The sequence below is a fragment of the Candidatus Deferrimicrobiaceae bacterium genome (assembly GCA_035256765.1).
Taxonomy (GTDB): domain Bacteria; phylum Desulfobacterota; class Deferrimicrobia; order Deferrimicrobiales; family Deferrimicrobiaceae; genus CSP1-8.
The window spans coordinates 1-9,394 of record DATEXR010000294.1; the positions used below are offsets into that span (position 1 = coordinate 1).

The 9,394-nt window shown below is 66.2% G+C and carries 8 protein-coding genes; 2 read left to right on the forward strand and 6 right to left on the reverse strand.

Translation table 11 applies throughout. The features are described 5' to 3' along the window. The 3 genes from VJ307_10150 to VJ307_10160 all read right to left on the reverse strand — a co-directional run. The coding region (locus VJ307_10150) for a hypothetical protein (GenBank protein ID HJX74503.1) at positions 1-309 on the reverse strand (309 nt) is incomplete at its 3' end. A 349-nt stretch (positions 310-658) separates the two neighbouring features. Beyond that, positions 659-3,328 carry a cation-translocating P-type ATPase gene (locus tag VJ307_10155; protein HJX74504.1) on the reverse strand — a complete coding sequence of 890 codons (2,670 nt, stop codon included), beginning with the start codon at positions 3,326-3,328 and terminating at the stop codon, positions 659-661. Positions 3,329-3,489: 161 nt separating this feature from the next. Next, complete coding sequence (locus VJ307_10160; protein HJX74505.1) at positions 3,490-3,672, reverse strand: DUF1059 domain-containing protein; 183 nt, start codon at positions 3,670-3,672, stop codon at positions 3,490-3,492. Positions 3,673-4,293: 621 nt separating this feature from the next. Between VJ307_10160 and VJ307_10165 the strand changes: the two genes are divergently transcribed. Together VJ307_10165 and VJ307_10170 are read left to right on the forward strand one after the other, a co-directional pair. Next, positions 4,294-5,802: an ATP-binding protein gene (locus VJ307_10165; GenBank protein ID HJX74506.1), complete on the forward strand. Its 1,509-nt coding sequence runs from the start codon at positions 4,294-4,296 to the stop codon at positions 5,800-5,802. Between the two features lie 243 nt (positions 5,803-6,045). After that, positions 6,046-6,510 carry a bifunctional hydroxymethylpyrimidine kinase/phosphomethylpyrimidine kinase gene (locus tag VJ307_10170; GenBank protein HJX74507.1) on the forward strand — a complete coding sequence of 155 codons (465 nt, stop codon included), beginning with the start codon at positions 6,046-6,048 and terminating at the stop codon, positions 6,508-6,510. Between the two features lie 246 nt (positions 6,511-6,756). Here VJ307_10170 and VJ307_10175 read toward each other — a convergent pair whose 3' ends face one another. From VJ307_10175 to VJ307_10185, 3 genes are all read right to left on the reverse strand, one after another. Beyond that, the gene (locus VJ307_10175) at positions 6,757-7,275 is read right to left on the reverse strand and encodes a hypothetical protein (protein HJX74508.1); all 519 of its coding nucleotides are present in this window, start codon (positions 7,273-7,275) and stop codon (positions 6,757-6,759) included. Between the two features lie 28 nt (positions 7,276-7,303). Further along, entirely contained in the window at positions 7,304-8,206 is a 903-nt protein-coding gene (locus tag VJ307_10180) for an NmrA family NAD(P)-binding protein (GenBank protein ID HJX74509.1), read from the reverse strand. 85 nt (positions 8,207-8,291) lie between these two features. Continuing rightward, the gene (locus tag VJ307_10185) at positions 8,292-8,504 is read right to left on the reverse strand and encodes a phosphoribosylformylglycinamidine synthase subunit PurQ (protein ID HJX74510.1); all 213 of its coding nucleotides are present in this window, start codon (positions 8,502-8,504) and stop codon (positions 8,292-8,294) included. Positions 8,505-9,394: the final 890 nt, after the last annotated feature.

Sequence of the window (9,394 nt, forward strand, 5' to 3'; positions counted from 1 at the left end):
GGCGATCCGAACGGCGATCTCCCGGGCCTCCGACCCGTCCCGCGCCGCATGGACCACCGCGCCGAGGTTCCTCGCCTCGGTGATGAACCGGGCGAGGTGCGCGTCGAGATTGTCGAGCGCCTCCTGCCGGATCCGCGAGGCACGCTCCCTCGCGCCCTCGAACCGGGGATATTCGGCCACGGCGGCGGCCCGTCTCTCGAGAAACGTTTTCGTGGTCCGGGAAAGGGCGACCTGGAGCGTGCGGTCGGCCAGCGCTTTTTCCGAGTTGCGGAAGAACCCCGATGGCTTATAAATCGAATGCTTAGGCAATTCAACCCTTTGCCGTTTTGTTCGTTTTGGTGATTTTATCGTTTTTCGCTGTTATATGCCATACAAACAGCCATAGGGGACGGTGAAGGGGCTGAATGGTGATTCATTCAGGGGTGTCGGGAAGGGGTGCTTCCCTTCCCACGATGTACGGGAGCAAACAGGATCTTGGGATACTCCGGGGATAGCCGCCGCTGATCCCGGTGGGCGACAAGGGTGACCTCCTCGACGCCCTTCCCCGGCTTGCGGATCGAGCGCGAGGAGAAGCGGCGAATCCGCGGCACCGCGGCCTGACGCCGCCGGCGGGGATGGAACGCACAAGGGTCAAGCGGCACATCCCCGGGCGGGGTTTTTAACGCCGCGTCCGCCACTTGACGGCCTCCTGGAACATGAGCACCAGCCCTCCCAGGGAAAGGGCCACGGACGCCTCTGCGGGGGAAAGCGGCACGGTCCCGAACACGCCCTGAAGCGCCGGCACGTAGACCAGCGCCGCCTGGAGGCCCAGCGTCAGCAGAACCGCCCCGAAAAGCGGCTTGTTCGTGAGCAGTCCCAGACGGAGGATCGGAGCGCGCTCCGACCGCATGGCCAGCACGTTTCCCATCTGCGCCACGGTCAGGGTCGAGAACACCATCGTCTGCCAGCTTTCGCTCCCGCCCCGCCACAGGACATATCCCCCCCCCAGCGAGACCAGCCCCACCACGAGTCCCCCCAAGAGGATGTCGCGCACCATTCCTCCGGCGAGCATATGCTCGGACGGCGGGCGCGGCGGCCGGCGCATCGCGTCGCCCTCGGCCGGCTCCATGGCGAGCGCCAGCGCGGGCGGGCCGTCCGTCACCAGGTTGACCCAGAGAATTTGCAGGGGGAGCAGGGGAAGGGGCATCCCGAGGAAGGGGCCGACGAGCATGACGAGGATCTCGCCGAAATTGCTCATCAGGATGTACCGGATGAACTTGCGCACGTTGCCGTAGATGGCACGCCCCTCCTCGACCGCGGCGACGATGGTGGCGAAATTGTCGTCCAGCAGGACCATGTCGGCCGCCTCTTTCGCGACGTCGGTTCCCGCGATTCCCATGGCCACTCCGATGTTCGCCTTCTTCAGCGCGGGGGCGTCGTTGACGCCGTCGCCCGTGACCGCGACCACGTGCCCCATCCTCTGCAGCTGCGTGACCACCCGTAACTTCTGCTCCGGGGACACGCGCGCGCACACCGACGCCTTCCCGAGGGCGAGCGCGAGATCGTCGTCGGAGAGGGAGGCGATCTCCGCCCCGGTCAGCGCCGGGCCGTCCTGCACGATCCCGACGGACCGAGCGATCGACAGCGCGGTCTGGACATGGTCGCCGGTGATCATGATCGGGCGAATCCCGGCGTCGCCGCACCGCCGCACCGCCATGGGAACCTCTGCGCGCGGCGGATCGGTTATTCCCATCATCCCAAGGAAGGCCAGTTCCCGTTCCAGCGACTCCGGGGACGGCCGGCCCGGAAGCTCCGGGAGCGTCCGGAACGCCACGCCCAGGACCCTCAACCCATCCCCCGCCATCCGGTCGTTCGCCGCGAGAATCCGTTCGCGCCGCGGCCCGGTGAGCGGCTCGAGTCCGCCCTTCGTCCGGACTGCGGTGCAGACCTCGAGGAGGCCGTCCACGGCGCCCTTCGTGAAGACCACGTAAGGCGCCCCATGCATTTCGGCCTCGATGGACGCAGAAAGGATCTCCGGGTCCCCGGAAAGGGCGTGCACCGTCGTCATGCGCTTACGGGCGGAATCGAACCCCGCCTCCGCCACCCGCGGGCAGTCCCTTTCCAGCTCGTCCTTGCGGAGCCCGGATCGCGCCGCAGCTTCCACAAGGGCCGCCTCGGTCGGGTCTCCCAGCACCCGTAGGGACGGATCTTCCGCCGCCGCGGGCGTGAGAATCGCGTCGTTGCACAGCGCTCCTCCCGCCAGCAGGAGGGTTCGGGCGGCCGTCCCGGGCTCCCCCGTATCGAGGCTTCCGTCCGCCCCCTCGAGGACGGCGACGCGCATCCGGTTCTCGGTCAGGGTCCCGGTCTTGTCCGAGCAGATCACCGTGACCTGGCCCAGCGTCTCGACCGAGGGAAGCCGGCGGATCAGGGCCCGGCGGCGCAGCATCCTCTGCGCCCCCAGGGCCAGCGCGATGGTGACGACCGCGGGAAGCCCCTCGGGAACGGCGGCCACCGCCATGCTCACGGCGGTCAGGAGCAGCGCCCCCAACGGCTCCCCCCGGAGGACCCCCAGGAGGAAGACCACGGCGATGAGGGCTAAGGCCGCGGCGGCGAGCGATCCGCCGAGCTGCGCCATCCGCCGCTGGAGGGGTGTGGGCTCCGGCGCAACGGACCGGATCATCCCCGCGATGGCGCCAAGCTCCGTGTCCACCCCGGTGGCGGTCACCGACCCCGCTCCGTGTCCCGAGGCGACGTAGGTTCCCGCGAACGCCATGTTCGTGCGGTCCGCCGGGAGGAGATCCTCCCCGGCGAGCGCGGCGCTCCCCTTGTCCACCGGTGCGGACTCCCCGGTGAGGGACGCCTCCTGGATGCGCAGATTGACGGCCGAGAGGATCCGGACGTCCGCGGGCACGAGGCTGCCCGCCTCCAGCAGGACGATGTCCCCGCGGACCAACAGCCGCGCCGGGATGTCGCGCACGCAGCCGTCCCGCCTAACCCTCGCCTCCGGCGCGGCCAGCTTCGTCAGCGCCGCCAACGCCTTTTCCGCGCGGTGCTCCTGGCGGAACCCGAGAAGAACATTCAGAACGACGATGGCGAGGATGGCGACGGTGTCCCCGAGGTTGCCCAACGCGGCCGACACGCCCGCCGCCCCCAGGAGCAACGCAACCAGCATCTGGAACAGCTGAGCTTTGAGGATTTCCGGGGTCCCCCGGCCGGCGGGGCCGGAGAGCTCGTTCGGCCTCCCTTCCTCCAGCCGACGGGCGGCCTCCGCCTCGGTCAACCCCCGCGCCGGATCACAGCCCAGCGCCCGGGTCACAGCGTCCGGGTCCAGCGTGTGCCAGGAAGACACGTTCCTCCTCCGCAGCGCAGGATGTCTGCGGCAATGCCCGGGCAAACCCCCGGTTCTCGGCCGCGGATCCCCTGGATGCCGGGGCCCCCGGGGAGCCGGGCGGGGATGCCCGGCCCCCCTTACCCGGCGCGTTGCGGGGCGGCGGAAGCCGCCTCGTCCGGTCAGGGTTCGTGGAAGCGGATGCGGTCCTTCGCCTTCTGCTTCAGGGTCTCGTCGAACTCGACCTTGTGCACTCTCTTCGCGTGGTCTCCGAGTGCCGCGAGGATCTCCTCCTCCGACTCGTCGTAGACCTCGAATCCGCAGTTCATCCCCATCGCCCTGCACGTGAGCTTTTTCTGCATCATGGCGTCTTCCTCCTATTCGATGGCGACCTTGCGGCTCTTCTTCCTGGCTTCCTCGGTCTTGGGGATCCGGATCTCTCGGACACCGTCCTGAAAGCGTGCCCTGGCCTTGTCGGTCTGCACGGGAGCGGGCAGCGGAAGGACCCTGCGCCGCCGGGCCCCCGGACATTTGCATACAGGATACATGACTTCTCTTGGGCCCGACACCCTCCCTTCCCCGTTCCCGCTTCCCAGAGGGGTTTCGACCCGAGGAAACTCCCCGGACGGTCGCCGCCCTTTTCGACGACTTCTCCTCCGACCCGTTCCCGGGGACTTACGGTCCGCAGGAAAACGACCGGGGACCGAACTTCTCCCCTCTTCTCCTTCCACCCCGACGTTCCACGTGTGCGTGGGGTTCGGGGACACACCATCCTATCGCGCGTATACTGACGGCGAAAGGCTGCCGGATGCGGCGTTGCGCGGGGGAGAGGGGGGTAGTGGTGTCGGGAAGATCGATCCGCCCCCGAAACACAACGGCCGACCGGAGGGAAATTCCCTCTTGGATAGGCAGCGTAAAAAGAAACTTCCTGTCGGGATGCCATATAATGAAATCGATTATCACGGGCAATCGGACAGGGGGCGGACATGACCACCCTGAAATCCCGATATGATGCGGCCCGAAGCGGCGTCGAGATCGCGGACGTCGGGTTCTTCTTTCTCCGGGTCGCCGCCCTGGCGGGAGCCGTCGCATGGCTCCTGGTCGCGCAGGTTCCGCCGGAAACGGTTTCGACCTTTCTCCGGATCGTGGCCTTCTTCGTAGCCTATGGCCTCCTGATCTACGCGCTGCTGTTTATCCGTTTCGACAGGAAGCGGGACATTTACAGGCTGTCGTTCCTCTTCGACCTCGTCTTCGTTTGCCTCCTGGTCGTCTACTCCGGCGGGTTCGCGAGCAGCTTCTTCATCGGTTTCTATCTCCTCACGGCCCTGCACGCCTTCTACTTCGGCTGGGTCAGCGGGCTCGTATCGGCGGCCGTGTGCGCGGCTGCCTATTATTCCGCCGGCGTCCGGGTGTCCGAACCCGAACTGGTCGACTACCTCCTCAAGGCATCCTTTCTGTTCCTCATCGCGATGCCGATCGGTCTGCTCTCCGGAGTCCTGCGGAGGGACAAGGAGAAGATCGAATGGCTGAACGAGGATCTCCGGCGGTCCCTGGAGAGGATGACGCTTCTCCAGAAAAAGCTGATGGAGGTGGAGAAGCTCTCGGCCCTGGGCCGGCTCACCGCCGATGTGGCCCATGAGATCCGCAATCCCCTCACGGTCATCGGGGGGTTCGCCAAACGGCTCGAGGATCGTCTCGGGGAGGACACGAAGGAAAAGAGGTACGCGCACGTCGTCGTCTCCGAGGTGGCGAGGCTGGAGCGGATCCTGCGGGACACGCTGATCTTTTCGCGCGATGCGAGGGTCCACTTCCGGTACGCGGACATGAACGAACTGCTCGTCCGGACCGCAATGGATTACGAAGAGGTCTGCCGGGAAAAAGGGATCGACCTGTCGGTCCTACCCGGACCGGGGCCGCCGCAGTGCATCGTCGACGACGACCAGATCCGCATGGCTCTCGGCAACCTCGTGACGAACGCGATCGACGCGATGTCCGGGGGCGGGACCCTGACCCTGGCGACGCGGACGGAGTGCGAGAACGGCGTCAACTATGTGGTCATCGACGTGGTCGACTCGGGTCACGGCGTCCCGCCGGACATCATCGACCGGATCTTCGAGCCGTTCTATTCCACGAAGGGAGTCGGATACGGGACGGGGCTGGGCCTGTCCATCTGCAGGAAGATCATGGAAGAGCACCGGGGCTCCGCGAGGGTGTCGAGCACACCGGGCAAAGGGTCGGTCTTCAGTCTCCTCATCCCCTATATCCCTTCGGAGGATGCGTTCAAGGCGCAGTGCTGGGAGGTCATGCGGTGCGGCGTGGAGGCGATCGACCCGGTCGGGAAGAGGTGCACGGCGTACCCGAACTTCGGACGGATATGCTGGTCCGTGGCGGGAACCATGGCCGACACGAAGGTCCAGTGCGTCGTTGCCGAGAAGATCGGCGACTGCCGGAAGTGCCCTTTCTACGAGATCGTCCAGCAGGCCGGCCCGGGATAGAACCTACGGGCCCGCCCCGGTGCCTCGGGTTACGCCGCGGCCCTGTGCGCGGGGGCGAAGACGGATCAGGCGAACTCCTGAGTATAGGAAGTTTCTTTTTTCGCTGGCCTGTCCAAGAGGGGATTTTCCTCCGGTCGGCCGTCCTGGTTCGGGGGCGTGTCGATCGTCCCGACGCTCCCGCGCCTCCTTCCCCCCGCTACGCCGCATCCGGCAGCCTTTCGCCGTCAGCATTCGCGCGATGGGATGGCGGGCAACCCGAAATCCCCGCGCACCTCGAACGTCGAGGTGGAAGGGGAGGAAAGGAGAAGGCCGATCCCCGGTCGCCTTACTGCGGACCGTAAGTCCTTGGGAACGGGTCGGGGGAGAAGTCGTCGAAAAGGGCGGAGACCGTCCGGGGAGGTTCAGGGGGTCGGAAGGCCTCGCGCCGTCGTGCGACTCCCCGGTGGGCATTCGAGTATCGGGTGTCCCTGGGTGGTCTTGAAGGGAGGGCACCTGGACATCGAAGGCGAGTCGATCGACGTGCTCTGCGGCGGCGGGGAGCTCCATTTCCTGCGATCGCCACGGTTGGATTCCGGAAATACCCACGGTACCGGCTGCACCTTCGCCTCCGCCATCGCCGCCGGGCTGGCCAACGGGCGGACGCCGCCGGAGGCCGTCCGGCAGGCCAAGGAGTCGTTACCGAGACGATCCGAAGCGGTCTTTCGATGAGAAGCGGTCGCGGCCCCACGAACCATCTGACCGGCGTCCGCAGCAGGTGGTGACGCGACGGTAAGTGCTGCTTTCGGTTTTCCCCCCACGAGCCGCCAGATGTCGTCGTCGAACGTCCCGAACTCGCTGCTCACGTCGAGGACCCGGCGGGCGTTCCCGATCGCCGTCATGGGATCGGCGCATCAGCGGATCGCTGTCCGCCCACCCGCACCGTTCCATCATGGACCTCATGGGATCGGCCGCCCCTTACTTCCTCCTCTCGAGCGTGAAGATTTCGATTTTTTCCTTCCCCTTCTCCCTCCACGTCCATTCCTGGACGATGCGGTCCCGGTCCTCGAAGGTCACTTCGAGCCGGTGCATATGGCCGGCGTCGGGAGAGGCCAGGTTGGTCGCGTCCACGAAATCGAAGACGATCCGCCGGCTCTCCGGCAAAACCGTCCCGGCGCGCATCCGCGGTTGGTTGTGGGCGGCGCAATAGTGCGTCATCATCAGGCTGTCGCCGTCCGGATGATAGAGGGTGACCATGTCGGATTCGTGGGGCATCCCGATCTTCTCCATCAAGGCGGAGCCACTCGAAACGAGCGCATAGGAGATCGTCACCGGCTTGCCGTCCCTGGACTTCCCCGTCCATTCCCCGACGAGGGACTTCATCTTTTCGAACCCGGCGACGGGCGGCGCCGTGGTCGGGACCGGATCCGCCAGCCCCGATCCGCCGACGAACGCCAGGAGCGAGCATACGACCGCAAGCGACCGAATCGTTTTCATGAAAAGGTTCCTCCCTTCCATTCCATAATTACGCCACGGCTCGGTACGCGTTGGCGAAGACGGTATTCGCGAATTCCTCCAGGGTCGTAGGCGTTGTGTTCTCCGCGTTCCGTCCCTGGGTGGAGCGGATCTTTCCCGCGTTGAAGCCGCGCTCCATCTCGAGCATCGCCTCGACAACGCTCCGGGACATCCCCATCCCGATCATCGCCTTGCGCGCTTCCTCCTCGGGGAACTGGACGTACGTGAGACCCGGGGTTCCGACCGCCTCGCCGAGGATGCGGGTGGCCTCGGACATCGTCAGGTCCCGGGGACCGAGCAGATAGCGGACCGAACGTCCGGTGAAGGACCCCTCGTGGAGCAGCCGGGCCGCCGCATCCGCGATGTCCTTCGTCGCGACCATGGGGATCGGAACGTCGGGCCGCACGGGGCTCCCGTTGACCCCCTGTGTCCGGATGACGGGGATGCTCCAGAGGTGGTTCTCCATGAAATAGGCCGGCCGCAGGTGTACCACGCCCGCTCCCATGAGCGTTTCGAGCTTCGACTCCAGGTCGTGCAGGCCCAGGATCGGGCCCGTTCCCTCGGACAGGTGCGCTCCGATGCTGCTCAAGGTCACGACGCGCGGCACGCGGGCCTTGGAAAGGGCCGAAACGAGGGAATCTCCGACCCGGTTCTGATACCCACGGATGTCGGGGGCGTCGTGTTTCGGGGGGATCAGGACGAACGCGCCCCGGACCCCCGCGAAGGCCTTCGCGAGAAAGGCCTCGTCCCCGAGGTCGCCCGGCCACGACTCCGCTCCATTCGAGGCCAGGGGCCCGAGGTGGCCCCGCTCCCTCCCGATGACGCGAACCGGTTCGCCGGCAGCCAGAAGCCACTCGGCGATCCTGGAACCGACGTTGCCCGACGCACCGCAGATCACGAAAGGCGATTTCATCGTCTGCCTCCTCTTCCCGCTTCGCGGATTTTCTTAACTAAGATGCCCCCCGCCGAAGGGAAGATCCGGGGCCGGGGACGGAAGTTCACCCCTTCTCGCACCACTCCCTGGCATTCAGGAAAAGCTTGAGCCACGGGGAGGCCTTCAAGGATCGCCTCCACTCCTCGGGCATCCAAGCCCACTGCCAGGTGAGGAACGTCCGCTCGGGATGGGGCATGATCGCCAGGTGCCGGCCGTCGGGGAAGCAAAGCGCCGCGATCCCATTCGCCGACCCGTTCGGGTTGAACGGGTACTGCATCGTCGCGCAGCAGGGGCAAGACGTTGGTCTGGAACAGGCCCCGCAGGACGACGGTATCGAAGGCGGGAGAGTGGACGAAGCCGCCGTCCGTCCGGAAGGCCCCTGCGGGAGCCAGGACATGCAGGTGGGGATGCCAGTTCCAAACCTCCCCGGCCGTCTGGAGGGAGACGATGGCGGCGGGAAGGGTGTCCTGACCGGTATCGTCGCGGAGGAACGCGGACACCGCCTTCCAGGCGCACAGCGCGAGTTGCGGAAGAAGCTTCCGCCGATACCGGGATGCCGGCCGCAGGATCTTGGGAAGCGCGAAGACTTTGATGCCGGTGCGGGACGGGGCGGATCACCTGCTCCCGGATGAACTTGGCCCATAGGGTGGCGCGCTTGGCGGAGCAGGAAGGGCAAAAACCTCGTTCTTCCTTTCTTTCCCAATCCGGCAGTTTTTCGACAGCCTCGTTGTCTCGGCCTTTCACGAGATGCCCGTATCGCTCGGTCATCGTGGCGTTCGTGCGGCCGACGATCTTGCCGATGACGTACAGGTCGACCCCCGCATCGATCATAGGGGTGACGAAGGTATGCCTGTTATGCCGAGCTCGGCGTAAGCGCCATACCAATGCCTCTCACCTGGCGATGGCCGGAGTCCCGCTGCTTACCGTCGGAAGGCTGTAAGTGTTGAAAGATAATTGACTTTTTCCGACAACTTTTTCCGAGTTGCGGACGAAGTGGCGGACGAGGGGCTCCCTCAGGGGACGGTCCCTTCGGAGCCCGCCAGGATCTCCGCGATGTGCACCGCGCGGACCGGGTAGCCCGACCGCGAGATCGTCCCCCCGATGTTCATCAGGCACCCGAGGTCCCCGGAGGTGACCACCTGCGCGCCGGTCTCGAGGATCCGCTCG

Excerpts from the sequence above, each read along its gene's own strand:
- VJ307_10160 (HJX74505.1), bottom strand. The coding sequence starts at position 3,672 with ATGATGCAGAAAAAGCTCACGTGCAGGGCGATGGGGATGAACTGCGGA.
- VJ307_10165 (HJX74506.1), top strand. The coding sequence starts at position 4,294 with ATGACCACCCTGAAATCCCGATATGATGCGGCCCGAAGCGGCGTCGAG.
- VJ307_10170 (HJX74507.1), top strand. The coding sequence starts at position 6,046 with ATGGCGGGCAACCCGAAATCCCCGCGCACCTCGAACGTCGAGGTGGAA.
- VJ307_10175 (HJX74508.1), bottom strand. The coding sequence starts at position 7,275 with ATGAAAACGATTCGGTCGCTTGCGGTCGTATGCTCGCTCCTGGCGTTC.
- VJ307_10180 (HJX74509.1), bottom strand. The coding sequence starts at position 8,206 with ATGAAATCGCCTTTCGTGATCTGCGGTGCGTCGGGCAACGTCGGTTCC.
- VJ307_10185 (HJX74510.1), bottom strand. The coding sequence starts at position 8,504 with ATGCAGTACCCGTTCAACCCGAACGGGTCGGCGAATGGGATCGCGGCG.